At 61.8% G+C, this 24,251-nt stretch carries 37 protein-coding genes; 1 reads left to right on the top strand and 36 read right to left on the bottom strand.

Annotated features, from left to right (window positions below):
• Positions 1-143 precede the first annotated feature (143 nt).
• From FJ950_RS25590 to FJ950_RS25550, 8 genes are all read right to left on the bottom strand, one after another.
• Positions 144-935: an ATP12 family chaperone protein gene (locus FJ950_RS25590; protein WP_140619547.1), complete on the bottom strand. Its 792-nt coding sequence runs from the start codon at positions 933-935 to the stop codon at positions 144-146.
• A gap of 12 nt (positions 936-947) precedes the next feature.
• Positions 948-1,820 carry a DMT family transporter gene (locus tag FJ950_RS25585; RefSeq protein ID WP_051041371.1) on the bottom strand — a complete coding sequence of 291 codons (873 nt, stop codon included), beginning with the start codon at positions 1,818-1,820 and terminating at the stop codon, positions 948-950.
• A gap of 47 nt (positions 1,821-1,867) precedes the next feature.
• Complete coding sequence (locus FJ950_RS25580; RefSeq protein ID WP_015317967.1) at positions 1,868-2,848, bottom strand: RluA family pseudouridine synthase; 981 nt, start codon at positions 2,846-2,848, stop codon at positions 1,868-1,870.
• Positions 2,849-2,911: 63 nt separating this feature from the next.
• Entirely contained in the window at positions 2,912-3,286 is a 375-nt protein-coding gene (crcB, locus tag FJ950_RS25575; RefSeq protein ID WP_015317968.1) for a fluoride efflux transporter CrcB, read from the bottom strand.
• Between the two features lie 182 nt (positions 3,287-3,468).
• A complete protein-coding gene (locus FJ950_RS25565; protein WP_140619545.1) occupies positions 3,469-4,299 on the bottom strand; it encodes an aspartyl/asparaginyl beta-hydroxylase domain-containing protein in 831 nt (276 codons plus the stop codon).
• A gap of 156 nt (positions 4,300-4,455) precedes the next feature.
• Positions 4,456-5,103 carry a DUF930 domain-containing protein gene (locus FJ950_RS29935; RefSeq protein ID WP_246681374.1) on the bottom strand — a complete coding sequence of 216 codons (648 nt, stop codon included), beginning with the start codon at positions 5,101-5,103 and terminating at the stop codon, positions 4,456-4,458.
• Between the two features lie 29 nt (positions 5,104-5,132).
• Complete coding sequence (locus FJ950_RS25555; RefSeq protein WP_140619543.1) at positions 5,133-6,440, bottom strand: replication-associated recombination protein A; 1,308 nt, start codon at positions 6,438-6,440, stop codon at positions 5,133-5,135.
• A gap of 143 nt (positions 6,441-6,583) precedes the next feature.
• Positions 6,584-8,077, bottom strand: coding sequence for a DegQ family serine endoprotease (locus tag FJ950_RS25550; RefSeq protein ID WP_140619541.1), 1,494 nt, complete (start codon positions 8,075-8,077; stop codon positions 6,584-6,586).
• Positions 8,078-8,214: 137 nt separating this feature from the next.
• Here FJ950_RS25550 and FJ950_RS25545 point away from each other — a divergent pair, with 137 nt between their 5' ends.
• Positions 8,215-8,826 (top strand): hypothetical protein, encoded by a 612-nt coding sequence (locus tag FJ950_RS25545; RefSeq protein WP_140619538.1) that lies wholly within the window; start codon positions 8,215-8,217, stop codon positions 8,824-8,826.
• Positions 8,827-8,889: 63 nt separating this feature from the next.
• Here FJ950_RS25545 and rplQ read toward each other — a convergent pair whose 3' ends face one another.
• From rplQ to FJ950_RS25405, 28 genes are all read right to left on the bottom strand, one after another.
• The gene (rplQ, locus tag FJ950_RS25540; protein ID WP_015317974.1) at positions 8,890-9,321 is read right to left on the bottom strand and encodes a 50S ribosomal protein L17; all 432 of its coding nucleotides are present in this window, start codon (positions 9,319-9,321) and stop codon (positions 8,890-8,892) included.
• Positions 9,322-9,425: 104 nt separating this feature from the next.
• Positions 9,426-10,436, bottom strand: coding sequence for a DNA-directed RNA polymerase subunit alpha (locus FJ950_RS25535; protein ID WP_006205443.1), 1,011 nt, complete (start codon positions 10,434-10,436; stop codon positions 9,426-9,428).
• 103 nt (positions 10,437-10,539) lie between these two features.
• Positions 10,540-10,929, bottom strand: a complete 390-nt coding sequence (gene rpsK / locus FJ950_RS25530; RefSeq protein ID WP_006205444.1) for a 30S ribosomal protein S11 — start codon at positions 10,927-10,929, stop codon at positions 10,540-10,542.
• Positions 10,930-11,051: 122 nt separating this feature from the next.
• Positions 11,052-11,420, bottom strand: coding sequence for a 30S ribosomal protein S13 (gene rpsM / locus FJ950_RS25525; RefSeq protein ID WP_006205445.1), 369 nt, complete (start codon positions 11,418-11,420; stop codon positions 11,052-11,054).
• A gap of 199 nt (positions 11,421-11,619) precedes the next feature.
• Positions 11,620-12,216: an adenylate kinase gene (locus tag FJ950_RS25520; protein ID WP_140619537.1), complete on the bottom strand. Its 597-nt coding sequence runs from the start codon at positions 12,214-12,216 to the stop codon at positions 11,620-11,622.
• Positions 12,213-13,553: a preprotein translocase subunit SecY gene (secY, locus tag FJ950_RS25515; RefSeq protein WP_015317976.1), complete on the bottom strand. Its 1,341-nt coding sequence runs from the start codon at positions 13,551-13,553 to the stop codon at positions 12,213-12,215. Before secY ends, FJ950_RS25520 begins: the two co-directional genes overlap by 4 nt.
• Before the next feature lie 193 nt (positions 13,554-13,746).
• On the bottom strand, positions 13,747-14,220 hold the full coding sequence (gene rplO, locus FJ950_RS25510) for a 50S ribosomal protein L15 (RefSeq protein ID WP_015317977.1): 474 nt from the start codon (positions 14,218-14,220) through the stop codon (positions 13,747-13,749).
• Between the two features lie 22 nt (positions 14,221-14,242).
• Positions 14,243-14,440, bottom strand: coding sequence for a 50S ribosomal protein L30 (rpmD, locus tag FJ950_RS25505; protein ID WP_006205449.1), 198 nt, complete (start codon positions 14,438-14,440; stop codon positions 14,243-14,245).
• A 24-nt stretch (positions 14,441-14,464) separates the two neighbouring features.
• Positions 14,465-15,028 (bottom strand): 30S ribosomal protein S5, encoded by a 564-nt coding sequence (gene rpsE / locus FJ950_RS25500; protein ID WP_006333394.1) that lies wholly within the window; start codon positions 15,026-15,028, stop codon positions 14,465-14,467.
• A gap of 132 nt (positions 15,029-15,160) precedes the next feature.
• Positions 15,161-15,520, bottom strand: coding sequence for a 50S ribosomal protein L18 (gene rplR, locus FJ950_RS25495; protein ID WP_015317978.1), 360 nt, complete (start codon positions 15,518-15,520; stop codon positions 15,161-15,163).
• Between the two features lie 137 nt (positions 15,521-15,657).
• A complete protein-coding gene (gene rplF, locus FJ950_RS25490) occupies positions 15,658-16,191 on the bottom strand; it encodes a 50S ribosomal protein L6 (protein ID WP_013895694.1) in 534 nt (177 codons plus the stop codon).
• 88 nt (positions 16,192-16,279) lie between these two features.
• Positions 16,280-16,678 carry a 30S ribosomal protein S8 gene (gene rpsH, locus FJ950_RS25485; RefSeq protein ID WP_006205453.1) on the bottom strand — a complete coding sequence of 133 codons (399 nt, stop codon included), beginning with the start codon at positions 16,676-16,678 and terminating at the stop codon, positions 16,280-16,282.
• A gap of 12 nt (positions 16,679-16,690) precedes the next feature.
• Positions 16,691-16,996: a 30S ribosomal protein S14 gene (rpsN, locus tag FJ950_RS25480; RefSeq protein WP_013895695.1), complete on the bottom strand. Its 306-nt coding sequence runs from the start codon at positions 16,994-16,996 to the stop codon at positions 16,691-16,693.
• Between the two features lie 27 nt (positions 16,997-17,023).
• Positions 17,024-17,602 (bottom strand): 50S ribosomal protein L5, encoded by a 579-nt coding sequence (gene rplE, locus FJ950_RS25475; protein ID WP_023773630.1) that lies wholly within the window; start codon positions 17,600-17,602, stop codon positions 17,024-17,026.
• Positions 17,595-17,909, bottom strand: coding sequence for a 50S ribosomal protein L24 (gene rplX, locus FJ950_RS25470; RefSeq protein ID WP_015317981.1), 315 nt, complete (start codon positions 17,907-17,909; stop codon positions 17,595-17,597). Before rplX ends, rplE begins: the two co-directional genes overlap by 8 nt.
• Positions 17,910-17,921: 12 nt before the next feature.
• A complete protein-coding gene (gene rplN / locus FJ950_RS25465; RefSeq protein WP_006205457.1) occupies positions 17,922-18,290 on the bottom strand; it encodes a 50S ribosomal protein L14 in 369 nt (122 codons plus the stop codon).
• A gap of 72 nt (positions 18,291-18,362) precedes the next feature.
• Positions 18,363-18,602, bottom strand: a complete 240-nt coding sequence (gene rpsQ, locus FJ950_RS25460; RefSeq protein ID WP_010909280.1) for a 30S ribosomal protein S17 — start codon at positions 18,600-18,602, stop codon at positions 18,363-18,365.
• An 11-nt stretch (positions 18,603-18,613) separates the two neighbouring features.
• On the bottom strand, positions 18,614-18,814 hold the full coding sequence (gene rpmC / locus FJ950_RS25455; protein WP_006205459.1) for a 50S ribosomal protein L29: 201 nt from the start codon (positions 18,812-18,814) through the stop codon (positions 18,614-18,616).
• 13 nt (positions 18,815-18,827) lie between these two features.
• Positions 18,828-19,241 carry a 50S ribosomal protein L16 gene (gene rplP / locus FJ950_RS25450; RefSeq protein ID WP_006205460.1) on the bottom strand — a complete coding sequence of 138 codons (414 nt, stop codon included), beginning with the start codon at positions 19,239-19,241 and terminating at the stop codon, positions 18,828-18,830.
• A gap of 27 nt (positions 19,242-19,268) precedes the next feature.
• Entirely contained in the window at positions 19,269-19,994 is a 726-nt protein-coding gene (gene rpsC, locus FJ950_RS25445) for a 30S ribosomal protein S3 (protein WP_013895697.1), read from the bottom strand.
• The gene (gene rplV, locus FJ950_RS25440; RefSeq protein WP_010909277.1) at positions 19,994-20,383 is read right to left on the bottom strand and encodes a 50S ribosomal protein L22; all 390 of its coding nucleotides are present in this window, start codon (positions 20,381-20,383) and stop codon (positions 19,994-19,996) included. The genes rpsC and rplV overlap by 1 nt, the downstream gene beginning before the upstream one ends.
• A gap of 2 nt (positions 20,384-20,385) precedes the next feature.
• Positions 20,386-20,664, bottom strand: coding sequence for a 30S ribosomal protein S19 (gene rpsS / locus FJ950_RS25435; protein ID WP_015317982.1), 279 nt, complete (start codon positions 20,662-20,664; stop codon positions 20,386-20,388).
• Positions 20,665-20,680: 16 nt separating this feature from the next.
• Positions 20,681-21,514 (bottom strand): 50S ribosomal protein L2, encoded by an 834-nt coding sequence (rplB, locus tag FJ950_RS25430; protein WP_015317983.1) that lies wholly within the window; start codon positions 21,512-21,514, stop codon positions 20,681-20,683.
• Positions 21,515-21,537: 23 nt separating this feature from the next.
• Positions 21,538-21,831 (bottom strand): 50S ribosomal protein L23, encoded by a 294-nt coding sequence (locus FJ950_RS25425; protein WP_010909275.1) that lies wholly within the window; start codon positions 21,829-21,831, stop codon positions 21,538-21,540.
• On the bottom strand, positions 21,828-22,448 hold the full coding sequence (rplD, locus tag FJ950_RS25420) for a 50S ribosomal protein L4 (protein WP_015317984.1): 621 nt from the start codon (positions 22,446-22,448) through the stop codon (positions 21,828-21,830). Before rplD ends, FJ950_RS25425 begins: the two co-directional genes overlap by 4 nt.
• Positions 22,448-23,170, bottom strand: coding sequence for a 50S ribosomal protein L3 (rplC, locus tag FJ950_RS25415; RefSeq protein ID WP_015317985.1), 723 nt, complete (start codon positions 23,168-23,170; stop codon positions 22,448-22,450). Before rplC ends, rplD begins: the two co-directional genes overlap by 1 nt.
• Before the next feature lie 61 nt (positions 23,171-23,231).
• Complete coding sequence (gene rpsJ / locus FJ950_RS25410) at positions 23,232-23,540, bottom strand: 30S ribosomal protein S10 (protein WP_010909272.1); 309 nt, start codon at positions 23,538-23,540, stop codon at positions 23,232-23,234.
• Between the two features lie 69 nt (positions 23,541-23,609).
• On the bottom strand, positions 23,610-24,251 hold a 642-nt coding region (locus FJ950_RS25405; protein WP_246681371.1), incomplete at its 5' end, for an EF-Tu/IF-2/RF-3 family GTPase.

The raw sequence follows: 24,251 nt of genomic DNA, 5'->3' as shown, positions 1-24,251 counted from the left end.
GCCGACGTCCGCGTTCTCCTCCGAACGCGGACTCAAAGACGCAACCAACACAGGAAAAATGGCAGAAAGGGCGAGGAAAGGGCACCGCGACGATGGGATTATGACTTTCGTATTAGGTGCAGTGCGAAGGCGGAGCGAAGCCCTCAGGCCCGCAGCGCTTCGAGCAAGCTGACGGCGGCCATCATGTCCCGTTTGCGAGCGGCGCGGCGCGCGACGGCTTCGGCGTCCTGTCCCCACTGTGCGATCTGCCAGTCCTCATCGACATGGCCGGCGGCCCAGGCCTCCTCGCCGTCGAGCTCGCCGAAATCGACCGCCAACGCCAGCAATGCCGAGCCGGTCAACGATGTCATGACATGGATGGCGGCAAGGCGCAGCGGTTCGGCGCGTTGCGCCAGATGGCTGCCCAGCACGGCAATGGTTTCGCGTGGCTGCTCGACATGGATGATGCCCTCGGCAAGCTTGAAACGGGCCCCAAGTGCTGCGCGGGCCCAGTCGATGACGGGATCCCACCGCTCGTTCTGGCGCTCGACCAGCTCTTGCGGTGCATCGGCGCGATAACAGAGCAGATCCGACGAGGCAAAACGCAGAATGTCTTCCAGCACCGCCTGCGGATCGCTGGCCACGCCATCGATTGCGGTGTTGACCAGCCGCATCACCGGCATCGTCATCGGATTGATCGTCTCGCCCTGTTCCGCGAACTCGCCGGCAACCAGCGTCGCGGCCGCCTCGGTCGGCAGCGCCAGCATTGCCTTGCCCGGCGTGCGCACCGGCTTGCCGTCGAGATGGACGGCAAAGCCACCTTCCGCCGACGCGACCGAGACCTCCTTATAGAAGCGCTTGGGCAGCGGCGTCTTCATCTGGATCTGGGCGCGACGCACCGGATCCGGATCGGAAAGATACTTGCCCGCTTCGAGGTCGTTGAGGATATCACGCATGAAGTGCCTTTCTTACACCGGTATCAGCTTGCGTGCCGGCCGGTTGACGATGATCAGGCCGGCCGCAATCAAGCCAAGTGCGAGAAAAATGCGAATGGTCAGCGGCTCGTTCAAGATGATCGCACCGCACAGGACACCGAAGACCGGCGACAGGAAGGTGAAGCTGGACAAGCCTGAAGCCGGATAGCGGCGCAGCAGCCAGAACCAGAGCACATAGGTGAAAGCGACGATATAGACCGCCTGGAAAAGCAGCGCCAATGTCGGCAACAGGGACGGATCGCGCACCGGTGGGCCGGCAAGAGGCAGCACCATCATGCCAACGATCGCCGCGCCGGCGAGTTGATAGAGCAGCAGTTTTTCCGCACTCGCCTCGACCAGTTTTGATCGTTTGATAAGGATATTGGTCAGGGCCCAGAAAAACCCCGAACCGAGGCTCAGGAGATCACCGAACAGCATGTCTCCGCTACCGCCGAGCTTGTCGGAAAAGACCGTGGCAAGACCGGCGAAGGCCAACAGCAGGCCGAGAAACTTGCGCATGGTGATCTGTTCGCCGAGCAGGAAATGGCCGCCGATCAGCATCCAGAACGGCATTGAGTTGACCAGCAGCGTATTGCGCGCCACGGTCGTATGCTCCAGGCCAACGTAGAGACAAAGGAACTCGACGCCGAAAAGCACGCCGACCGCAATGCCCGCCGGCAATGTCCCATCCCTGCTGAACAGCGCAATGCCGCGCCAGCGGCACCAGAGAAAGACGCAGAAACCACCGATGACCGAACGCGCGATCGATAGGAAGACGGGATCATAGCCTGCATAGGAGATCTTGGCGGCGACGTAGTTCAGCCCCCAGGAAAAGGTCAGGCCGACCATGATGGCGGCTGCGGCCATGTCGACCGCGTCGCGCCGATCGAGCGCATCGGTGGCGCCGCTCACGGTTAGTCCTCCGCGCTGGCGTCGTCGAAGCCGATCAGGTTCCAGCTCTGGCGCATATGCGGCGGCATCGGAGCGGTGACGTCGATGACGCCCTTGTCCGGGTGCGGGATAATGATGCGGCGCGCGTGCAGATGCAGGCGGTTTTGAATGCCGCCAGGAAAATCCCAGTTGGTGTCGGCCTCGAAGTATTTCGGGTCGCCGATGATCGGGCAGCCGATATGGGCGGCATGGACGCGAAGCTGGTGTGTGCGGCCGGTATAAGGTTCCATCTCCAGCCAGGTCATGGTCTGCGCCGCCTGCTCGATAATGCGATAATAGGACACGGCATGGTCGGCGCCTTTTTCGCCATGCGCGGCAATGCGCACGCGGTCGCCGTCCGGCGTAGCCTCCTTGATCAACCAGGTCGAGATCTTGTCCTCGCGCTTGGGCGGCACGCCCTTGACCAGCGCCCAGTAGGTCTTCTTGGTTTCCCGCGCCCGGAACGCCTCTGAAAGCTTCATCGCGGCCAGCCTGGTGCGGGCCACCACCAGCACGCCCGACGTGTCGCGGTCGAGCCGGTGCACCAGCCGCGGCTTCTCGCCTTTCTGGCTGCGCCAGGCTTCCAGCATGTCGTCGACATTGCGGGTAACGCCGGAGCCGCCCTGAACGGCGAGGCCCGCCGGCTTGTTGAAGACGAAGACCTTTGGGTCCTCGTGGATCAGCATCTTGGCGAGCACATCGGCGTCGCCCTGGTTCCGGATCGAGTGGCCGGTGAGCGCGCTCTCGCCCTTCTTGTCCACCTCGAGCGGCGGAACGCGGACCATCTGCCCCGGCTCGACGCGGGTGTCGGCCTTGACCCGGCCGCCATCTACGCGGATCTGGCCGGAGCGCAGCAGCTTCTGTAGATGGCCGAAGCCAAGGCCCGGGAAATGCGTCTTGAACCAGCGATCGAGCCGCATGCCCGCCTCGCCGGCCTCCACAGTGATCTGTTCAACGCCTGCCATGTCTTCTTCGCTTATCCGTTTCCCGAGCAGGGCTCTTGGCCTGCGCTTGGCGCGGCAATAACATTATGAAACGGTTCTTGCGAGCCAAAGTCCCAGAAACAGGGCAATGATCGCGCCAACGACGCTGGCAAGCGCATATCCGAATGCCGGCAGTGTCGAGCCTCGTTCCCACAGGGCGGCGAAGTCGAGCGAAAAGGCGGAGAAGGTGGTGAAGCCTCCGAGAATGCCGGTAGCAACGAACAGCCTGACCTCATCGGACCCGCTGCGACGCGCAAGGATGGCGATGAACAGCCCCATCGCAAACGAGCCGACGATGTTGATCGCCATCGTGCCCCAGGGATAGTTGGGACCGACGAGGCGCAGCGCGCCCATGCTGGTCAGATGGCGGATGCCGGCACCGATGCCGCCGCCGACGGCTACGAGAAGCAGATTGAACATAGAACGTTACTGCCCCCGCGAGGACGCCGGCGTCAATCCCTTGAGCGAGGTGACGCAGCTTCGGGGATGGCAGAGATAGTCGACCTATCAAGAACCGGGCTTCCAACTCACGTAGCGCAATCACTGCCGTGACACATTCAGGATACTGCCGGCTCCGCCGGCAGTATCGACAGATCTTCAACTTAGGTGGTTTCGACCTTCTTTGGCTTTGTGGAGCCGATCATCTTCCAGTTCTTGTAGAACATCGAGTTGATGCGCTCGACGCTCACCGAGACGACCGCAAGCATGCCGGCGATCAGGCGGGGCACCGGGGACGGCCTGATAATATCCATGAACACGCAATAGCGGCGGCCATCATACTCGTTGACCGAGCGATGCAGCAGCGTGTCGTCGAAAATGAACTGCGGATTGTCGTACCAGTAGTTCTTGACGTTGCCGCATTCGACGAAAATCTCCGCTTTCACCGGGATCAGATTGTAGAGGATACGCAGGCTGAGCCGCAGCGGTCCGAAATGCCAGGAGGTCGATTCGCGCTTGCTGAAGACGGAAACGGCAATCGTTTTGATGTATTTGAAGTCCTTGTTGAATTCCTCGACGTTGTCGATCCTGTGCTTGCCGTACCACTGGTAGACATACATGCCGCGCCGGCCGGCGCCGAAATTGGCGTCGATGTCGGCGATGATCTCATCTTTGCGCGCCTTGAAGATATCAAGGACCTCATTGACCTCACGCTGGTAGTCGGCGGGAAACTGCTCCAGCTTCCACACGCCCGGATTTCTGTAGCACAGGAGATCGACCAGCAGGTTGAAGGGCGACAGCAACCAGGTGAAGAGCCCGTTGCCAAGGAAGTAGCCACTGAACAGCGCCAAATCCTTCCTGTCGTTGCGCAACACGTCGATCAGACCACAGACGATGAAGATCGTCGTCAGGATGGGGATGAAATAGAAGCCAAGGGCGAGAAGCGGGATGGCAATGGCGAATTTGCGAAGGGATTTGCGAAGGGTTTTTGTCATTTTTCCACGCGCGAAGCGCGATCCTGTTGCGAATGAGGTGCCCAATCATGGCAACGGCCACCGCCCGACCGTGCGCCTTGATAAGGTTTTTTGGGTCACCGCACAACGGCCATGGTGTCTGGCCGGGCTGGTTGCCTGGTGGAGTTTGCCGGGCCGTCAATGCACTGCCGGCAAGCCAAGCTCGTCCCATTTGTCCCTGGCCACGGGATCGCCGACCAGAAATTCAAAGCCAATGACGCTTTCGCCGTCCTTGGCGAGCTGGCATTTGAACTTCAGACTGTACCAGTTTTTACGGCTGCGAAAGGCCGCACCATTAGCGGCGATCGTCGTGCCGGTGATCTTCTCCTCCGCGGTCGCGTAGGGCACCACCCGCTCCGGCTGGAAATCCGCATGCCATTGGCGGATTTGGTCCATGGCCTCCAGATTGCAAAGCTGCACCATGCGCTCATCGGATGCGAAGGTCCTGAGATCGGCGCGGGCCTGCTTGCTGCGCGGATCGGCGAGGGTCTTGGCCGACAGCATCCGCGTTGGGCGGATCATGGCGGGCGTGGCGGGAAATCGAGGAGCGCTTGGAGCAGGCGCCGGTGCCTCGGGCATGGGTGCGCGGGGTGCCTCCTCGATGGGAGGTGCGGGCGGCCTTGTCGAAACCTCGAATTGCCGTGGCGTCAGGATGGCGACCGACACGCGCTCCTCCTCTGGCCCGCTCGAGCGCTTCGGCGATGGTAACAACATAACGCTGGCGGCGAGCAGCCCATGCAGGAGAACCGAAGTGGAAATCCCCCAGGGCGAGGCCTCGTTTCGCACTGACAAGGCCACCGGGCTCCGCAAGCCGGCTATTCCCGCTCTTTGCGCAGCTTTGCCCAGTAGTCGAGCCGCTTCCTGATGTCGCGCTCGAAACCACGCTCGGGCGGATCGTAGAAGGTCTGGCGGCCCATCTTTTCCGGAAAATAATCCTGGCCTGAAAAGGCATCTGGCTCATCATGGTCGTAGCGGTAGCCGGCGCCGTAATCCTCTTCCTTCATCAGCTTGGTCGGCGCGTTGAGAATGTGCTTCGGCGGCAGCAGCGAGCCATGTTCCTTGGCGGCCCGCGTGGCAGCCTTGAAGGCAGTGTAAACGGCATTGGATTTGGGCGCGGTGGCGAGATAGACGGTGGCCTCGGCAAAGGCGAGTTCGCCCTCCGGAGAGCCGAGATAGTCATAGGCATCCTTGGCCGCGTTGGCGACGACCAGGGCCTGCGGATCGGCCAGACCAATGTCCTCCATCGCCATGCGAACCAGCCGGCGGCCGAGATAGAGCGGATCCTCCCCGGCATCGAACATGCGCGCGAGATAGTAGAGGGCGGCATCGGGATCCGAGCCGCGCACCGACTTGTGCAGCGCCGAGATCAGGTTGTAATGGCCGTCCTGGCCCTTGTCGTAGATCGGCGCACGGCGCTGGACGATGCGCTGAAGCCCTTCGGGATCGAATATCTCGCCCGGCTTGGCCGCGCGCCAGACCTCTTCCGCCAGGGTCAGCGATGCGCGTCCGTCGCCATCGCTCATACGAATGAGCATCGTGCGTGCTTCATCATCAAGCGGCAGCGCCCTGCCCTCCGCCTCTTCCGCCCGCGTCATCAGCTTGGCGATGCTGTCCTCACCCAGCGAATGAAAGACCATGACCCGTGCGCGCGACAACAAGGCCGCGTTGAGTTCGAAGGACGGGTTTTCGGTGGTGGCGCCCACCAGCACGACCGTCCCATCCTCCATGACGGGAAGGAATGAATCCTGCTGAGCGCGGTTGAAGCGATGAATCTCGTCGACGAAAAGCAACGTCTGGCGGCCGTTGGCACGGCGCAGCTTGGCCGCCTCGAACACTTTCTTCAGGTCGGCGACGCCGGAAAAGACCGCCGATATCTGCTCGAATGCAAGGCTGGTCTCGCCGGCAAGCAGCCTCGCCACCGTGGTCTTGCCGGTGCCTGGCGGCCCCCAGAAGATCATCGATCCCAGCGAACCGGAGCCGATCAGCCGAGTCAGCGCGCCATCGGGTCCCGTCAGATGTTCCTGGCCAACGACCTCCCCAAGATTCCTCGGACGCAGCCTGTCGGCCAGCGGCCGTCCGGGCGGCACCTTTTCCGGTTCGTCAACGCTGAACAGATCGGCCATGCACTCCCTCAGAGCAATTCCAGGAAAAGTGTGAAGCATTTTCCGTCCGGGATTGCGTCAAAACAAGGATATAGGGCAGGTCGGCGTTTTGGTGAAACGCCGACCTGCTCCAAGTTTGGAGCGCGATCCCTTCAGGGTCGAACTCAGTAACGCAAAACCTGGCGCAGTATCTGCCCGCCGCGCTCGACGGTAAAGCGCCACCAGCGCGTATCCTGCTGGGCTACCTGCGCCAGCACTGCGGCGGTGTCGATGGTGGTGCCGTTGACCTCGCGCACGATGTCGCCTGGCTGAAAGCCGAAATCGGCGGCCGGCGAATCGCGATTGATATCGATCACCGTCACACCCTTGAGGTCGGTACGCAAGCCAAGCTTCTGGGCAAGCCGCGGCGACAGTTCCGAGACCTTCGCGCCCGAGAACGGGCTGCGGCCATGCAGCGTCACTTCCGAGGCTTTTGCCCCCTCCGGCGCGCGCTCCAGCGCAATGTCCATCGCCGCTTGCTGGCCCTTGGTCAGGATCGCGAAATTCGCCTTGGTGCCGATCGACAGCGTCGCCATGCGGTAGTCGAGCGCCTCGATGCTCTCGACCGGCTTGCCATTGATCTGCAGCACGACATCGCCCGGCTTCAGCCCTGCCTTGCCGGCGGGACCCGTCGCGTCGACCGAGGAGACCAGCGCCCCGGTCGGCTTTTCCATGCCCAGCGATTCGGCGATCTGCGGCGTCACCGCTTCGAATTCGGCGCCGATATAGGGCCGCTCGAAGAAATCGAGACCGGCCTTGGCGGCATCGGCGAAAGCCCGCACCATATTGGCGGGGATGGCGAACCCGATGCCGATCGAGCCGCCGCTGCGGCTGTAGATGGCGGTGTTGATGCCGACCAGCTGGCCGCCCATGTTGATCAGCGCGCCGCCGGAATTGCCGGGGTTGATGGCGGCGTCTGTCTGGATGAAATAACCCGAATCCGAAACGCCGATATGGCTGCGGGCAAGCGCGGAAACGATGCCGCTGGTGGTGGTCTGGCCAACACCGAACGGGTTGCCGATGGCCAGCACCAGGTCGCCGACCTCGAGCGCGTCGGAATCCCCGATGGCGATGACCGGGAACGGCTTGTCGGACTCGATCTTGAGCACGGCAAGATCGAGCGTTTCGTCCTTCAGCATCACCTTGCTGGTGAATTCGCGGCCGTCGGCGGTCGCTACCTTGACCTCGTCGGCATCCTTGATGACGTGGAAATTGGTGACGATGACACCGCTCGGATCGACGAGCACGCCCGAGCCGAGCGAAGACTGCGCACGCGGCTGGGCACGGCCGAAGAATTCCTCGAAGAACGGATCGCCTTCGAAAGGCGATGTCACCTTGGCGGTCTGCGAGGCATAGACGTTGACCACCGCGGGTGCCGTTTGCTTGACCAGCGGCGCGAATGAAAGCTGGACCTCCTCGCGGCCGAAAGGTACGCGCTTGTCCGGACCTGAAGTGGCATTCTCGCCTTCGACGCCATGCAGCAAGTCCGTCAACACATCGGAGAGGCCTGGATCGGCGGGCTTGGCGACGTCTTCGGCCTGCGCCTGCCGAACTGCCGGTGCGGCTGCGAACACAATGAAGGCGCAGAGCAGAACAAGGGACAGTCTTTTGGCGCGCATTGCGAATCCTCCAAGCGAGTTCGGGCGCATTGTCCCGACGAATGTGCAAAATGAAAGGCTAAGCCGCTGAAATCCGATTTTTTAAGCAGTAAAAGCAGCTAAAGCTGAACCTGAAGCCGAAAAGCTCGTCAGCTCACATGAAAAAACAACTCCTGTCATTCCGTGACTTTTTGAAGACCGGCAGCTTGGGGCCGATCCGCCCCGACATGACAATGGCCGAGATTGTCGAGGTGCTCGGCACGCCTGAGCATGCTGACCCGGACTATTGGACGTTCGGAAAGCTCGAAATTTCCTTTGATATCGAGCCACCGCACCAGATGAACTGGTTTCAAATCGAAGAGGCCGGTTATCTCAAAGGCCAGTCGGAGACTGTCACCGATTGCTTTGCGCTTGCTCTAGATGGGCTCAGCGGAAAGACAAAGCCATCAGAGTTCCTGGGGGCCGGCCTTTGGCTTCCAGATCAGGCTAAAGTTTTCTACGCTACGTCTGGCCATGACATCGGGATGAATATCTGCGCCGGACTGATTCAGATTCATTTTCATGTGGCTACTGACTTCATCGGCGATCAGGACACCGAAGCGTATTTGGGCGCGTCCTCCACGTCGCAATCGATGAGGGAGATCGATTCTCGGGCCGTCCTCGACAGTATCTATTCTTACCCCAGCCCGAAGACTGAAGAGGTACCGGGCGCATTCAATTGGAAGCTGTTGAGTGGAAGCCAGTATCTGGCGCTTGCCAGCGGACGGTAAAACATCGGCAGACGCAAAAAGGGGCCCGCAGGCCCCTTCAATTCAATTCGGAAAGACCGAGCCTTATGCGGCCGCGGCATCCGCGTCGGTGGCTTCGGCTTCGATGCGGGCGCGGTCGCCGGCGCCCTTGGCCGAGGTGTCGCGATCGACGAACTCGATGACCGCCATCGCGGCATTGTCGCCGTGACGGAAGCCGGCCTTCATGATGCGCAGATAGCCGCCGTTGCGGGTGGCATAGCGCGGGGCGATGGTGTCGAACAGGCGCTTGACGACGCCCTCATTGCCGATCTGCGCGATCACCTGGCGGCGCGCGTGCAGGTCGCCGCGCTTGCCGAGCGTCACCAGCTTCTCGACGATCGGACGCAGGTCCTTCGCCTTCGGCAAGGTGGTGACGATCTGCTCGTGCTCGAGCAGCGACACCGCCAGGTTGGCGAACATCGACTTGCGGTGGCTTATGCTGCGGGCGAAGCGGCGGCCTTTGAAACCGTGGCGCATGGCTCTTTTCCTTCTTCAGTTGTTCAAGAGGCCACGGCCTCCGAGGGTTTTCCGCATGACCGTCGGATCGAGCGGCTCACGCCGCCAATCCTTGGAATTCATGCTCAATATTGGTCTTCGTAACGCTTGGCGAGGTCTTCGATGTTTTCCGGCGGCCAGTCCGGCACTTCCATGCCGAGGTGCAGGCCCATCGCCGCCAGCACTTCCTTGATCTCGTTCAGCGACTTGCGGCCGAAGTTCGGGGTGCGCAGCATCTCGGCTTCGGTCTTCTGGATGAGATCGCCGATATAGACGATGTTGTCGTTCTTCAGGCAGTTGGCCGAACGCACCGAAAGCTCGAGTTCGTCGACTTTCTTGAGCAGCGCCGGGTTGAAGGCGAGCTCGGTGACGGCTTCGGCGGCGACTTCCTTCTGCGGCTCGTCGAAGTTGACGAACAGGCCAAGCTGGTCCTGCAGGATGCGGGCGGCGAAAGCCACCGCGTCCTCGCCCGAGATCGAACCGTCGGTCTCGATGGTCATGGTCAGCTTGTCATAGTCGAGAACCTGGCCCTCGCGGGTGTTCTCGACCTTGTAGGAGACCTTCTTCACCGGCGAATAGAGGCTGTCGACCGGGATCAGGCCGATCGGCGCGTCCTCGGCGCGGTTGCGCTCGGCAGGCACGTAGCCCTTGCCGGTGTCGACGGTGAATTCCATGCGGATTTCCGCGCCTTCGTCCAGCGTGCAGATGACGTGGTCGGGGTTGAGGATCTCGACGTCGCCAACCGTCTGGATGTCGCCGGCAAGAACCGCACCCGGGCCCTGCTTGCGAACGACCATGCGCTTGGGGCCATCGCCTTCCATGCGGATTGCGATTTCCTTGATGTTCAGGACGATGTCGGTCACGTCCTCGCGCACGCCGGCGATGGACGAGAATTCATGCAGAACACCGTCGATCTGCACGGCGGTGACGGCCGCCCCGCGCAGCGAAGACAGAAGCACGCGGCGCAGCGCGTTGCCAAGCGTCAGGCCAAAGCCACGCTCGAGCGGCTCGGCGACCAGCGTGGTCAGCGTCTTCTTCTTCGACGAGAACTCGATCTTGTTCGGCTTGATCAGTTCCTGCCAATTTTTCTGGATCATGATGCTTTCCTTCCGTTGACCCGCCACCATCCAATCGTGGCGGGCGACCTGGAATACCGTGGAGGAACGCCCTTGGGCGCTCACGCGGCGTTCGATAAATTGCTTAGACGCGGCGCTTCTTGCGCGGGCGGCAGCCATTGTGCGGGATTGGCGTCACATCACGGATCGAGGTGATGGTGAAGCCGGCCGCCTGCAGGGCGCGCAGCGCCGATTCACGACCGGAGCCCGGTCCGCAGACCTCGACTTCGAGCATGCGCATGCCGTGTTCCTGGGCCTTCTTGGCAACGTCCTCGGCAGCCATCTGGGCGGCGAACGGGGTCGACTTGCGCGAACCCTTGAAGCCCTGGGCACCGGCCGACGACCAGGCAATCGAATTGCCCTGCGCGTCGGTGATGGTGATCATCGTGTTGTTGAAGGTCGAATTGACGTGGGCAACGCCCGACGAAATGTTCTTGCGTTCGCGACGGCGAACACGAGCGGCTTCCTTGGCCATGATAGTCCTTTCAGTTGATCTCTACACCGCCGTAATGCCAGCGGCTCCACCTGGAAAAGTGAATAGTGAATTAATGAGTAGCGATGACGTCCTCACCACCCACTACCAACCACTCACTCTTATTACTTCTTCTTGCCGGCGATCGACTTGGCCGGGCCCTTGCGGGTACGTGCATTGGTGTGCGTGCGCTGGCCGCGAACCGGTAGCGAGCGGCGGTGACGCAGGCCGCGGTAGCAGCCAAGGTCCATGAGCCGCTTGATGTTCATCGACACTTCGCGGCGCAGGTCGCCTTCGACCTGATAGTCGCGGTCGATGGTCTCGCGGATCTGCAGCACTTCCGCATCGGTCAACTGGTTGACGCGGCGCTCGGCCGGGATGCCGACCTTGTCGACGATCTCCTGGGCGAACTTCTTGCCAATGCCGTGAATGTACTGAAGCGCGATGACGACGCGCTTGTTGGTCGGAATGTTGACGCCGGCTATACGAGCCATATCTTCTCTTCTCCATGTGGGCCGGACAAGCCGGCATTATTCAGATTGCCCCGCGTCCGGTGGAGGCCGGCCCTTGCGGGAGTTTCCAGTTCAAAGCGACTGCCCTGCCCTTGCGGACAGGCAAAGCGCGCATCTGATAGGAAGACGGGCCGCCATACCGCAGCAAGTCGTCTCCGTCAAGCTTAATCTTTAAATTCCCTTACCGCGCCTTCTCGGCCGCCGCGAGAACGGCTTCAATCTCGGCGGTTACCGCGTCGATACTGGCCATGCCGTCCACAGTCTTGAGCTTGCCTTTGGCGTAATAGTAGCCGGTCAGCGGAGCGGTCTTTTTGTAGTACTCCCGCAGCCGCTCTTCGAACACGGCGGGATTGTCGTCCTTGCGCACCGGCTGGCCGGCGGCCTTTGCATCATCGGCGCGCTTGACGATTCGACCAACCAGGGCCCTGTCGTCGACAACCAGTTCGATGACGGTGTCGAGATCAATGCCACGCGCTGAAAGCATCGATTCAACCGCATCCGCCTGCACCAGCGTGCGCGGATAGCCGTCGAGGATAAAACCCTTGGCGCAGTCAGCCTGATCGATACGCTCGGCGACGATGGCGTTGACGATGGCGTCGGACACCAGCTCGCCGGCATCCATCACCGCCTTGGCACGCTTGCCGACCTCGGTACCGGCCTGAACGGCGGCGCGCAGCATATCACCCGTCGAGAGCTGGGGTATGCCGTGTTTTTCTACCAGTCTTTGTGCTTGTGTCCCCTTGCCCGCTCCTGGCGGCCCAAGCAAAATCAACCTCATCTGGCTTTCTTCCCCCCGCGCAGCTTCGACTTCTTGATCAGGCCTTCATACTGGTGCGCGATCAGGTGACCCTGAATCTGCGCAACCGTATCGAGCGTTACACTGACCACGATCAGAAGCGATGTGCCACCGAGGTAGAATGGTACGCCAGTGGCCGAGATCAGGAACTCCGGCAACAGGCACACCAGCACCAGATAGATGGCGCCGACGACGGTGATGCGGGTGAGAACGTAGTCGATGTAATCGGCGGTGCGCTCGCCCGGACGATAGCCAGGGATGAAGCCCGAATGCTTCTTGAGCTGGTCGGCGGTGTCCTTCGGGTTGAACACGATCGCTGTGTAGAAGAAGGCGAAGAACACGATCATCGCCGCATAGAATGCCATGTAGAGCGGCTGGCCGTGGCCAAGCGAGGCCAGGATCGTGCTGGCCCAGGCCGGCATGTTGGTCGTCTGCGAGAAGCCGGCGACGGTGGCCGGCAGCAGAAGCAGCGACGACGCGAAGATCGGCGGGATGACGCCCGAGGTGTTGAGCTTAAGCGGCAGATGCGAGGTATCGCCCTGGAACATGCGATTGCCGACCTGGCGCTTCGGATACTGGATCAGCAGGCGGCGCTGGGCGCGCTCGAAGAACACGATAAGCGCTATGACGACGATGGCCAGCACGATGATCGCCAGGATCAGGCCGGTCGACAGGGCGCCGGTACGGCCGAGTTCCAGTGTGCCGGAAATGGCATGCGGCAAGCCGGCGACGATGCCGGAGAAGATGATCAGCGAAATGCCGTTGCCGATGCCGCGCGCGGTGATCTGCTCGCCCAGCCACATCAGGAACATGGTGCCGCCGACCAGCGTGACGACGGTGGAGATGCGGAAGAACATGCCGGGATCGCTGACGATGCCGTTGCCGTTCTCCAGTCCCACCGAAATGCCATAGGCCTGCACCAGCGCCAGGAGCACGGTGCCGTAGCGCGTGTACTGGTTGATGACCTTGCGGCCCTGCTCGCCTTCCTTCTTCAGCGCTTCCAGCGAGGGAATGACCGAGGTCATCAGCTGCATGATGATGGAAGCGGAGATGTAGGGCATGATGCCGAGTGCAAAGATCGCCATGCGCTGCACGGCACCGCCGGCGAACATGTTGAACATGCCGAGCACGCCCTTGCTCTGCGAGGAGAAGGCCTGGGCGAAAGCGTCGGGATTGATGCCGGGAAGCGGGATGTAGGTGCCGAGACGATAGACGAGCAACGCGCCGATGGTGAACCAGATGCGTTTCTTAAGGTCCTCCGCCTTGGCGAAGGCCGAGAAATTCAGATTCGAGGCTAGTTGTTCAGCAGCCGAAGCCATGCCTGATTCTCCGCTTGGTAACGCTTGATGGCCCGTGAGGTCAGGCGGTGCGTTTCACCGAAGCTCACGAGATAAGCTCCGGGCTGTAAACATGCAAGCGGCCGCGTCGACGCGGCCGCTAAATTGAGCAGGTCAAAGCGCGATCGGAAGCAAAAACGGATACCACTCTTGCCGACCGCTCTTCAAATTGCCGTTACTCGGCGGCTGCCTTTTCCGGCAGCTTGACCGAACCGCCGGCCTTTTCGATCTTCTCGATCGCGGCCTTGGAGGCGCCGGCGACGTCGAAGGCGAGCTTGGCTTTGAGTTCGCCATCGGACAGCACGCGCACGCCATCCTTGACGCGACGGATGACGCCGGCGGCGACAAGCGCCTCGGCCGTCACGGTCGCCTTGACGTCAAGCTTCTTGGCATCGACGGCTTCCTGGATGCGGGCCAGCGACACGACGGTGAAGCTCTTGGCGAAGATGTTGTTGAAGCCACGCTTCGGCAGACGCCTGTAGAGCGGCATCTGGCCACCCTCGAAGCCGTTGACTGCGACGCCGGAGCGCGCCTTCTGGCCCTTGACGCCGCGACCGGCGGTCTTGCCCGAGCCGGAGCCGATGCCGCGGCCGAGACGCTTCTTGGAGTGCGTCGCGCCGTCCTTGTCACGCAGATCATTGAGTTTCATCTGGGTTCTCCTGCGCTCTTGCTCAGCCCTCGTCCACGACGCGGACGAGATGCTGGACGGCAGCGATCATGCCGCGCACGGAAGGCGTATCTTCCAGCGTGCGCTGCTTGTGCATCTTGTTGAGGCCGAGGCCGACCAGCGTTGCGCGCTGTTCCTTCGGGCGGCGGATCGGCGAACCGATCTGCTCAACGGTGATGGTCTTGGTTGCTTTCTTGGCCATGGTCAAAATCCCTGGTCAGATCGACTATTCTTCAGCCGCAACGGCGGTGCCGCGGCGGGCCTGAAGGGTCGAATACTTGATGCCACGCGCGGCAGCCACATCCTTGGGATGCATCTGGCTCTTCAGCGCGTCGAAGGTGGCGCGAACCATGTTGTACGGGTTCGACGAACCCATCGACTTGGCAACCACGTCGTGCATGCCGAGCGTCTCGAAGACGGCGCGCATCGGGCCGCCGGCGATGATGCCAGTACCCTGCTTGGCAGCGCGCAGCAGAACGCGGCCAGCGCCCCAACGTCCCTCGACGTCATGGTGCAGCGTGCGGCCCGAGCGCAACGGCACGAAGATCATGTCGCGCTTTGCGGATTCAGTTGCCTTGCGGATAGCTTCCGGCACTTCGCGCGCCTTGCCGTGACCAAAGCCAACGCGGCCCTTCTGGTCGCCGACGACGACGAGCGCGGCAAAACCAAAGCGACGGCCGCCCTTGACGACCTTGGCGACCCGGTTGATGTGGACAAGCTTGTCCACCATGCCGTCATCGCGTTCTTCACGATCGCGGCCGCGGCCGCCATCCCTACGTTCCTGTGCCATATCCTGTTCCTTGTTCTTTTCCGGAAGCACGGGTTGCTGATTGCCGGCGCCGCTTTGGGTCGCCGACGGTGAAAATCATTTCTTCCCTTGCATGATCTTATCCGAAAAGTCTGCAACTTTTCGGGGTCATGCTTAGAAGCTGAGACCGCCTTCGCGGGCCGCTTCAGCCAGCGCCTTGACGCGGCCGTGATAGATGTAGGCGCCGCGATCGAAGACGACTTCCTTGACGCCAGCCTTAGTGGCGCGCTCGGCGATCAGCTTGCCGATCGCAGCGGCGGCAGCAGTGTCAGCGCCGGTCTTGAGCGACCCCTTGAGGTCCTTCTCGAGCGTCGAGGCGGCGGCAATGGTGTGGCCTTTGGCGTCGTCGATGACCTGAACGTAGATGTTCTTCGACGTGCGATGAACCGACAGACGCGGACGCTCGCCGGCGACTTTCTTGATCTGACGGCGCACGCGCTGCGCGCGGCGCTGGATGGATTCCTTGATAGCCATGATAGTCCCTTGCCTTCAAAAAACGGGGGCCGCCATATGCGGTAGGCGAAGCGCCTCCCGCGACCGCTCCCCGCGGCGTTAACTTCCGTGGCTTGGTCCCTGTGCGAAAAGTCTGCAACTTTTCAGGGCCAAGCCGATTACTTCTTCTTGCCTTCCTTGCGGACGATCTTCTCGCCAGCGTAGCGGACGCCCTTGCCCTTGTAGGGCTCGGGACCGCGGTATTCGCGGATCTCCGCCGCGACCTGGCCGACCTGCTGCTTATCGATGCCGGCCACGGTGATTTCGGTCGGCTTCGGCACGGTGATCGTGATGCCGGCCGGCGTCTCGTAGACGACATCATGGCTGAAGCCAAGGGCCAGTTGCAGGTTCTTGCCCTGCAAGGCGGCGCGATAGCCGACGCCGGTGATCTCGAGCTTCTTCTCGAAACCGTCCTTCACGCCCTGCAGGATGTTGACGATCTGCGTGCGCGACATGCCCCACTTGGAGCGGGCGGTCTTGGTCTGATCGCGCGGCTGGACAGCGATTTCGCTGCCTTCCATCTTGACCAGGACTTCGTCGTTCACCACGAACTTCAGCTCGCCCTTGGGGCCCTTCGCCGTCACGGTCTGGCCATTGACGGTCGCGGTCACGCCCTGCGGCAGCGAAACGGGTTTCTTTCCAATACGAGACATTAGGTTGTCCTCGTCACTTCTCTTGTTTCAGGTCTCTGTCTTCGGGAACGATCCGAAGACCGAATTCCACGTGCGGTAAGCTGCCGGATCAGAAGATCTGGCAGAGGATCTCGCCGCCGACGTTCTGTTCGCGTGCTTCATGGTCGGCCATCACGCCCTTCGGTGTCGAAAGGATGGCAATGCCGAGGCCGTTGGCAACGTGCGGAATCGACTTGGCCGAGACGTAAACGCGGCGGCCGGGCTTCGAAACGCGGGCGATTTCGCGCACGACCGGGGCACCGTCGAAATACTTCAGCTCGATTTCGATCTCGGACTTGCCGTTGTCGAAATCGGTCTGGCTGTAATCGCGGATATAGCCTTCAGCCTTCAGCACGTCGAGGACGCGGGTGCGCAGACGCGAGGCCGGCGTCGAGACACTCGACTTCTTGCGGCCATAGGCGTTGCGGATGCGGGTCAGCATATCGCCGAGAGGATCGCTCAATGACATGTTATGTCCTCCTTACCAGCTCGACTTGACCAGGCCCGGGATCTGGCCGTTATTGCCGAGGTCCCGAAGCGCGATGCGCGATACTTTGAGCTTGCGATAGTAGGCACGCGGGCGGCCGGTGACTTCGCAGCGGTTGCGGATGCGGATTTTGGCCGAGTTGCGCGGCATGGCGGCAAGCTTGAGCTGAGCGCGGAAGCGCTCTTCCATCGGCTTGGATTGATCCATGATGATCGCCTTGAGCGCAGCGCGCTTGGGACCGTACTGGTCGGCAAGCTTGCGGCGCCTGTTGTTCTTCTCGACTGAGCTGGTCTTTGCCATTTCAGATTTTTCCTTTTCTCGCTGCCGTTACTGGCGGAAGGGGAAGTTGAAAGCCTTGAGCAAAGCCCTGGCTTCGTCGTCCGTCTTCGCAGTCGTACAAACGATGACGTCCATGCCCCAGATCTGATCAACCTTGTCGTAGTTGATCTCCGGGAACACGATGTGCTCCTTGATGCCCATGGCGTAGTTGCCACGGCCATCGAAGCTCTTGGGGTTCAGTCCGCGGAAGTCGCGGACGCGCGGCAGCGCGATGTTCACGAGGCGGTCGAGGAACTCGTACATGCGTTCCTTGCGCAGCGTGACCTTGGCGCCGATCGGCATCTTCTCGCGAACCTTGAAGCCCGCGATCGAATTGCGGGCGCGGGTGACGACGGCCTTCTGGCCGGCGATCATCGCCAGGTCCTCGGCCGCGACCGAAGGCTTCTTCGAATCGGCGGTCGCTTCGCCCACACCCATGTTCAGCACGATCTTGTCGAGGCGCGGAACCTGCATCTCGTTGTCGTAGCCGAACTGCTCCTGCAGCGCCTTGCGGATGGTCTCGTTGTAGACCTGCTTGAGACGCGGCGTGTTGTTGGCAGTCGCCTGCTTGGTTTGAGCCTTAGCCATTGATGACTTCTCCCGAGCGCTTGGCGACGCGCACCTTCTTGCCGTCCTTCTGGAAGACGAAACCGACGCGGGTCGGCTTGCCATCCTTCGGGTCGGCCAGCGCGATGTTCGACAGCTGGATCGGCGCTTCCTTGGTGATGATCCCGCCCTCTTGGGACTGGGACTGCTTCTGGTGACGACGGATCATGTTGACGCCGCGCACCAGCGCGGTGTCATCCTTCGGCTGAACCGAGAGGACTTCGCCCGAACGGCCCTTGTCCTTGCCGGCCAGCACGACGACCTTGTCGCCTTTTCTAATCTTTTGCATTGGTCCGGCTCCTTACAGCACTTCAGGCGCGAGCGAGATGATCTTCATGTGGTTCTTGGCGCGAAGTTCGCGCGGAACCGGTCCGAAGATACGCGTGCCGATCGGCTCTTTCTTGTTGTCGACGAGAACGGCCGCGTTCTTGTCGAAACGGATCACGCTGCCGTCCGGGCGGCGGATGTCCTTGGCCGTGCGAACCACGACCGCCTTCATCACATCGCCCTTCTTAACGCGGCCGCGCGGAATGGCTTCCTTGATCGACACCACGATGATGTCGCCCACGGAAGCGTATTTCCGCTTCGAGCCGCCCAGCACCTTGATGCACATGACACGACGCGCGCCGGAATTATCCGCCACGTCGAGGTTTGTTTGCATCTGAATCATGACTGGCCGCCTTCTTCTTTTCTAACGGGATGGGCTCGAAGCCCCTCCCCGGTCTGTCCAAAATTCGTTTGTTTACGCCTGATCCGAGGATACGACGATCCAGCGCTTATCCTTGGAAATCGGCTTCGATTCCTGGATGAACACCTGATCGCCGACCTTGTGGGCGTTGTTCTCGTCGTGCGCCTTGTACTTCTTGGTCATGCGCACGGTCTTCTTCATCACGGGATGCGTGAAGCGCCGTTCGACCTTGACGACAACCGTCTTCTCGTTCTTGTCGCTGACGACGGTGCCCTGCAGAATGCGCTTTGGCATGGTTTTCGTCCTTAAGCCTTCTTGGCCGCGGACTTTTCCGCAGCGATGGTCTTGATACGCGCAATGTCCTTGCGGACCTGCCTCACGCGCGCGGTCTTCTCGAGCTGGCCGGTGGCCTTCTGGAAGCGCAGGTTGAACTGCTCCTTCTTCAGGCTGGCCAGGTCGTCGGTCAGCTGGTCCTGGGTCTTGGTCCGGATGTCTTCGGCTTTCATGATCAGCCCGTCCTTATTCTGCGATGCGCTGTACGAAGCGCGTCCTGACCGAGAGCTTGGCCGCGCCGAGACGCAGCGCCTCACGGGCGGTTTCTTCATTGACGCCGTCGATCTCGAACATGATGCGGCCCGGCTTGACGCGCGCCGCCCAGTAATCGACCGCGCCCTTGCCCTTGCCCATGCGGACTTCGGTCGGCTTCGAAGTGACCGGCACGTCCGGGAAAATGCGGATCCAGACGCGGCCGGCACGCTTCATTTCGCGAGTGATCGCGCGGCGGGCCGCCTCGATCTCACGCGCGGTGACGCGGTTCGGCTCAAGCGCCTTCAGCCCGAAACCACCGAAATCCAGGTTGGTGCCGCCCTTTGCGGTACCATGGATACGGCCCTTGAACTGCTTGCGGAACTTTGTGCGCTTTGGCTGCAGCATCGTTCTAACTCCAAATTCCTAAATGTCTCAGGCGTTTTCGCGACGACGACCGCGTTCGCGATCACCACCACCGCCATGCGCGGCATCACCCTCGGTCGCGCGGCGTTCCGAAGCCATCGGATCGTGCTCGAGGATCTCGCCCTTGAATACCCAGACCTTGACGCCGCAGATGCCATACGCCGTGTTCGCCTCGGCCGTGCCGTAGTCGACATCGGCGCGCAGCGTATGCAGCGGCACGCGACCTTCACGGTACCATTCCATGCGCGCGATCTCGGCGCCGCCAAGACGGCCGGCGCAGTTGATGCGGATGCCTTCGGCACCGAGGCGCATGGCCGACTGCACGGCACGCTTCATGGCGCGGCGGAACGCGATACGGCGCTCGAGCTGCTGGGCAATCGACTGGGCGACCAGGGTCGCGTCGATTTCCGGCTTGCGCACTTCAACGATGTTGAGGTGCGTCTCGGACTTCGTCATCTCCATCAGCTTCTTGCGAAGCTTCTCGATGTCGGCGCCCTTCTTGCCGATGATCAGACCCGGGCGCGCGGCATGGATGGTGACGCGGCACTTCTTGTGCGGACGCTCGATCACGACCTTCGAGATCGCGGCCTGCTTGAGTTCCTTCTCAAGATACTTGCGGATCTTGATGTCCTCATGCAGCAGCTTGCCGTACTCGCCGGTGTTCGCGAACCAGCGCGAATCCCAGGTGCGGTTGATGCCGAGGCGAAGACCGATCGGATTGACTTTCTGGCCCATTATGCGGCCTCCCCTTTTTCTTCGACTTCACGAACGACGATCGTGAGGTGCGAGAACGGCTTCTCGATACGGCTGGCGCGACCACGGCCACGAGCGTGGAACCGCTTCATGACGATCGACTTGCCGACATAGGCTTCCGCCACCACCAGCGCATCGACATCGAGGTCGTGGTTGTTTTCCGCGTTGGCGATTGCCGATTCCAGCGTCTTCTTGACCGTGCCGGAAATCCGCTTGGCCGAGAATTCGAGATCGGAAAGCGCTGTCGCGACCTTCTTGCCGCGGATCAGCGCGGCAACCAGGTTCAGCTTCTGCGGGCTGATACGGATCGTGCGCAACACGGCGCGCGCTTCGTTGTCAGCAAGCCTGCGCGGAGCTTTGGCCTTGCCCATGATTATTTCCTCTTCGCCTTCTTATCCGCGCCGTGACCGTAATAGGTCCGGGTCGGAGCGAATTCACCGAACTTGTGACCGACCATGTCCTCGTTCACCGAAACGGGAACATGCTTCTGGCCGTTGTAGACACCGAAGGTGAGGCCGACGAACTGCGGCAGGATGGTGGAGCGACGGCTCCACATCTTGATCACCTCATTGCGACCGCCTTCACGAACCTTGTCCACCTTCTTGAGAAGGTAGCCGTCGATGAAGGGGCCTTTCCAAATAGAACGAGTCACTTGGCGTTACCTCTTCTTAGCTCTTGCGCTGATGGCGCGAGCGCAGGATGAACTTGTCGGTCGCCTTGTTGGACCGCGTCTTCTTGCCCTTGGTCGGCTTGCCCCACGGGCTGACCGGATGACGGCCACCGGAGGTGCGGCCTTCACCACCGCCATGCGGGTGGTCGACCGGGTTCATGGTCACGCCGCGATTGTGCGGACGCTTGCCACGCCAAACCGTGCGGCCGGCCTTGCCGTCGTTGATGTTGCCGTGGTCCGGATTGGACACGGCACCGACGGTGGCCATGCAGGAGCCGTGAACGACACGCTGCTCGCCCGAGTTGAGGCGCAGGATCGCCATGCCCTGGTCACGGCCGACCAACTGGCCGTAACCACCTGCCGACCGGGCGACCTGGGCGCCCTTGCCCGGCTTCAGCTCGATGTTGTGGACGATGGTGCCGACCGGCATCGAGGCCAGCGGCATCGCATTGCCGGGCTTAACGTCGACCGCTTCGCCAGCCACGATCTTGTCGCCGGGAGCCAGGCGCTGCGGAGCGATGATGTAGGACAGCTCACCATCATCATACTTGATCAGTGCGATGAAGGCGGTGCGGTTCGGATCGTATTCAATGCGCTCGACCGTGCCGACAACGTCGAACTTGCGACGCTTGAAGTCGATGATGCGGTACGAACGCTTGTGGCCACCACCAATGAAGCGGGCGGTGATACGGCCGTGATTGTTGCGGCCGCCCGACTTAGTCAGACCCTCGGTCAGGCCCTTGACGGGCTTGCCCTTGTAGAGGCCCGAGCGGTCGACGATGACCAGCTGGCGGGTGCTCGGCGTTACCGGGTTGAATTTTTTCAGTGCCATTGTTGTTGTCCTCGCGGCCTTGCTCAGAGACCCGTCGCGACGTCGATCGACTGGCCGTCGGCCAGCGTCACGATCGCCTTCTTGACGTCGCTCTGGCGGCCGATCGTGCCGCGGAAGCGCTTGATCTTGCCCTTGCGGACAAGCGTGTTCACGGCCATCACCTTGACGCCGAACAGCGCTTCGACGGCGGCCTTGATTTCGGGCTTCGACGCCTTCTTGGCGACGTTGAAGACGACCTGGTTCTGCTCGGAGGCCATGGTCGACTTTTCAGTGATCGCCGGCGAGACGATCACGTCGTAGTGACGAAGGTCGGTCATTTAAAGCGCTCCTCGAGAGCCTCGACGGCGGCCTTCGAAAGGACCAGCGTGCCGCGGCGCAGAATGTCGTAGACGTTGATGCCCTGGATGGGCAGCACGTCGATGTTGGGGATGTTGGTGGCTGCCAGCTTGAAGTTCTTGTCAAGCTCGGCGCCGCCAATCACCAGGGCGTTGGTCAGGCCCAGCGTCGCGAAATTCGCGATCAGCGCCTTGGTCTTGGCCTCGGTCAGCTTCAGCTCGTCGATGATGATGATCGACGCGCTCTTGGCCTTGGCCGAAAGGGCATGCTTGAGGCCGAGCGCACGAACCTTCTTGGGCAGTTCATGCTCATGGCTGCGAACGACCGGGCCGTGGGCCTTGCCGCCGCCGCGGAACTGCGGAGCGCGTGCCGAGTGGTGACGGGCGCGGCCCGTACCCTTCTGCTTGTACATCTTGGCACCGGTGCGCGCGATTTCGGCGCGGCCCTTGGCCTTGTGCGTGCCCTGCTGCTTCTTGGCAAGCTGCCAGCGCACGACGCGCTGCAGGATGTCCTCGCGCGGATCAAGGCCGAAAATTCCGTCGGAAAGTTCCACCTTGCCGGCGTCTTTGCCGCCGAGCGTTGTGATCTTGAGATCCATTATTCCGCTCCCTCTGTGGCCGGAGCCTCGTTCTTAGCAGCTGCCGCAACGGCGCGGATCGCGGCGGGCTTCGGCGCATTGGCCGGCAGTGCCACCTTGGCCGCGTCGCGGACCAGGATCCAGGCGCCCTTCGATCCGGGAACCGCACCGCGGATCAGGATCAGGCCGCGGTCGGCATCGGTCGAAACGACCTCGACATTCTGTGTCGTCACGCGGGTGTCGCCCATGTGACCAGCCATATGCTTGCCCTTGAACACCTTGCCCGGGTCCTGGCGCTGACCGGTCGAGCCATGTGTACGGTGCGAGACCGAGTTACCGTGGGTCGCGCGGCCACCACCCATATGGTGGCGCTTGATGACGCCCTGGAAACCCTTGCCGATCGTCGTGCCCGTCACATCGACCTTCTGGCCGGCGACAAAATGGTCGACGGTGATCTCGGCGCCGACGTCGATCATGTTGTCGGCGGAGACGCGGAACTCGGCGACCTTCGCCTTCGGCTCGACGGAGGCGGTCGCGAAATGGCCGCGCATCGCCTTCGACGTGTTCTTCACCTTGGCGAGGCCAACGCCGAGCTGAACGGCGGTGTAGCCATTCTTCTCCTGCGTGCGCTGTGCCACGACCTGGCAGTTCTCCATCTGGAGAACGGTGACGGGAACATGTTCCCCGGCATCATTATAGATGCGGGTCATTCCCACCTTCTTTGCAATCACACCTGAACGCATCGGTTCAATTCCTTTAGAGTTCCGGGCCAGGGGCACCGCCCCTTACCGCGCTCTCATTCCCTTAGAGCTTGATCTCGACGTCGACGCCGGCGGCTAGATCGAGCTTCATCAAAGCATCGACCGTCTGCGGGGTCGGATCGACGATGTCGAGCAGACGCTTGTGCGTGCGCATCTCGAACTGCTCGCGGCTCTTCTTGTCGACGTGGGGCGACCGGTTGACCGTGAACTTTTCGATCCGCGTCGGCAGCGGAATGGGGCCGCGGACGTTTGCCCCGGTGCGCTTGGCCGTCGACACGATTTCCTTCGTCGAGGCGTCGAGCACGCGGTGATCAAACGCCTTCAGGCGGATGCGGATATTCTGTCCGTTCATGCGTCACTTCCTTGTTCTGGCGCGGCGCGGGCTACTCCGGCGCCCGCGACAGATCGGTTTAAGTCCAAATTACTCTTTGATGGTGACGACGATGCCGGCACCGACGGTGCGGCCGCCTTCACGGATGGCGAAGCGCAGCTTCTCTTCCATGGCGATCGGCACGATCAGCTCGACATCGACCGTGATGTTGTCGCCGGGCATCACCATCTCGGTGCCTTCCGGCAGCGACACGATGCCGGTCACGTCGGTCGTGCGGAAGTAGAACTGCGGACGGTAGTTGGTGAAGAACGGCGTATGACGGCCACCTTCGTCCTTGGTCAGGATGTAGGCTTCGGCCACGAACTTCTTGTGCGGCTTCACCGTGCCCGGCTTGGCCAGAACCTGGCCGCGCTCGACACCTTCACGATCAACGCCGCGCAGCAGCGCGCCGATGTTGTCGCCAGCCTGGCCCTGGTCGAGCAGCTTGCGGAACATTTCCACGCCCGTGCAGGTCGTCTTGGTCGTCGGACGGATGCCGATGATCTCCAGTTCCTCGCCGACCTTGACCACGCCGCGCTCGACGCGGCCGGTGACGACCGTGCCGCGGCCCGAGATCGAGAACACGTCCTCGATCGGCATCAGGAACGGCTTGTCGAGCGGACGAACCGGCGTCGGGATGTAGGCGTCGACCGCAGCCATCAGCTCGCGGATCGCGTCCTCGCCGATCTTCTT

Source organism: Mesorhizobium sp. B2-3-14 (assembly GCF_006442175.1).
In the GTDB taxonomy this organism is placed as follows: domain Bacteria; phylum Pseudomonadota; class Alphaproteobacteria; order Rhizobiales; family Rhizobiaceae; genus Mesorhizobium; species Mesorhizobium australicum.
This window is presented reverse-complemented; position numbering and strand designations above follow the sequence as displayed.

Excerpts from the sequence above, each read along its gene's own strand:
- FJ950_RS25590 (WP_140619547.1), bottom strand. The coding sequence starts at position 935 with ATGCGTGATATCCTCAACGACCTCGAAGCGGGCAAGTATCTTTCCGAT.
- FJ950_RS25585 (WP_051041371.1), bottom strand. The coding sequence starts at position 1,820 with ATGGCCGCAGCCGCCATCATGGTCGGCCTGACCTTTTCCTGGGGGCTG.
- FJ950_RS25580 (WP_015317967.1), bottom strand. The coding sequence starts at position 2,848 with ATGGCAGGCGTTGAACAGATCACTGTGGAGGCCGGCGAGGCGGGCATG.
- crcB (WP_015317968.1), bottom strand. The coding sequence starts at position 3,286 with ATGTTCAATCTGCTTCTCGTAGCCGTCGGCGGCGGCATCGGTGCCGGC.
- FJ950_RS25565 (WP_140619545.1), bottom strand. The coding sequence starts at position 4,299 with ATGACAAAAACCCTTCGCAAATCCCTTCGCAAATTCGCCATTGCCATC.
- FJ950_RS25555 (WP_140619543.1), bottom strand. The coding sequence starts at position 6,440 with ATGGCCGATCTGTTCAGCGTTGACGAACCGGAAAAGGTGCCGCCCGGA.
- FJ950_RS25550 (WP_140619541.1), bottom strand. The coding sequence starts at position 8,077 with ATGCGCGCCAAAAGACTGTCCCTTGTTCTGCTCTGCGCCTTCATTGTG.
- FJ950_RS25545 (WP_140619538.1), top strand. The coding sequence starts at position 8,215 with ATGAAAAAACAACTCCTGTCATTCCGTGACTTTTTGAAGACCGGCAGC.
- rplQ (WP_015317974.1), bottom strand. The coding sequence starts at position 9,321 with ATGCGCCACGGTTTCAAAGGCCGCCGCTTCGCCCGCAGCATAAGCCAC.
- FJ950_RS25535 (WP_006205443.1), bottom strand. The coding sequence starts at position 10,436 with ATGATCCAGAAAAATTGGCAGGAACTGATCAAGCCGAACAAGATCGAG.
- rpsK (WP_006205444.1), bottom strand. The coding sequence starts at position 10,929 with ATGGCCAAGGAAGCCGCTCGTGTTCGCCGTCGCGAACGCAAGAACATT.
- rpsM (WP_006205445.1), bottom strand. The coding sequence starts at position 11,420 with ATGGCTCGTATAGCCGGCGTCAACATTCCGACCAACAAGCGCGTCGTC.
- FJ950_RS25520 (WP_140619537.1), bottom strand. The coding sequence starts at position 12,216 with ATGAGGTTGATTTTGCTTGGGCCGCCAGGAGCGGGCAAGGGGACACAA.
- secY (WP_015317976.1), bottom strand. The coding sequence starts at position 13,553 with ATGGCTTCGGCTGCTGAACAACTAGCCTCGAATCTGAATTTCTCGGCC.
- rplO (WP_015317977.1), bottom strand. The coding sequence starts at position 14,220 with ATGAAACTCAATGATCTGCGTGACAAGGACGGCGCGACGCACTCCAAG.
- rpmD (WP_006205449.1), bottom strand. The coding sequence starts at position 14,440 with ATGGCCAAGAAAGCAACCAAGACCATCACCGTTGAGCAGATCGGTTCG.
- rpsE (WP_006333394.1), bottom strand. The coding sequence starts at position 15,028 with ATGGCACAGGAACGTAGGGATGGCGGCCGCGGCCGCGATCGTGAAGAA.
- rplR (WP_015317978.1), bottom strand. The coding sequence starts at position 15,520 with ATGGCTATCAAGGAATCCATCCAGCGCCGCGCGCAGCGCGTGCGCCGT.
- rplF (WP_013895694.1), bottom strand. The coding sequence starts at position 16,191 with ATGTCTCGTATTGGAAAGAAACCCGTTTCGCTGCCGCAGGGCGTGACC.
- rpsH (WP_006205453.1), bottom strand. The coding sequence starts at position 16,678 with ATGTCATTGAGCGATCCTCTCGGCGATATGCTGACCCGCATCCGCAAC.
- rpsN (WP_013895695.1), bottom strand. The coding sequence starts at position 16,996 with ATGGCAAAGACCAGCTCAGTCGAGAAGAACAACAGGCGCCGCAAGCTT.
- rplE (WP_023773630.1), bottom strand. The coding sequence starts at position 17,602 with ATGGCTAAGGCTCAAACCAAGCAGGCGACTGCCAACAACACGCCGCGT.
- rplX (WP_015317981.1), bottom strand. The coding sequence starts at position 17,909 with ATGCAAAAGATTAGAAAAGGCGACAAGGTCGTCGTGCTGGCCGGCAAG.
- rplN (WP_006205457.1), bottom strand. The coding sequence starts at position 18,290 with ATGATTCAGATGCAAACAAACCTCGACGTGGCGGATAATTCCGGCGCG.
- rpsQ (WP_010909280.1), bottom strand. The coding sequence starts at position 18,602 with ATGCCAAAGCGCATTCTGCAGGGCACCGTCGTCAGCGACAAGAACGAG.
- rpmC (WP_006205459.1), bottom strand. The coding sequence starts at position 18,814 with ATGAAAGCCGAAGACATCCGGACCAAGACCCAGGACCAGCTGACCGAC.
- rplP (WP_006205460.1), bottom strand. The coding sequence starts at position 19,241 with ATGCTGCAGCCAAAGCGCACAAAGTTCCGCAAGCAGTTCAAGGGCCGT.
- rpsC (WP_013895697.1), bottom strand. The coding sequence starts at position 19,994 with ATGGGCCAGAAAGTCAATCCGATCGGTCTTCGCCTCGGCATCAACCGC.
- rplV (WP_010909277.1), bottom strand. The coding sequence starts at position 20,383 with ATGGGCAAGGCCAAAGCTCCGCGCAGGCTTGCTGACAACGAAGCGCGC.
- rplB (WP_015317983.1), bottom strand. The coding sequence starts at position 21,514 with ATGGCACTGAAAAAATTCAACCCGGTAACGCCGAGCACCCGCCAGCTG.
- FJ950_RS25425 (WP_010909275.1), bottom strand. The coding sequence starts at position 21,831 with ATGACCGACCTTCGTCACTACGACGTGATCGTCTCGCCGGCGATCACT.
- rplD (WP_015317984.1), bottom strand. The coding sequence starts at position 22,448 with ATGGATCTCAAGATCACAACGCTCGGCGGCAAAGACGCCGGCAAGGTG.
- rplC (WP_015317985.1), bottom strand. The coding sequence starts at position 23,170 with ATGCGTTCAGGTGTGATTGCAAAGAAGGTGGGAATGACCCGCATCTAT.
- rpsJ (WP_010909272.1), bottom strand. The coding sequence starts at position 23,540 with ATGAACGGACAGAATATCCGCATCCGCCTGAAGGCGTTTGATCACCGC.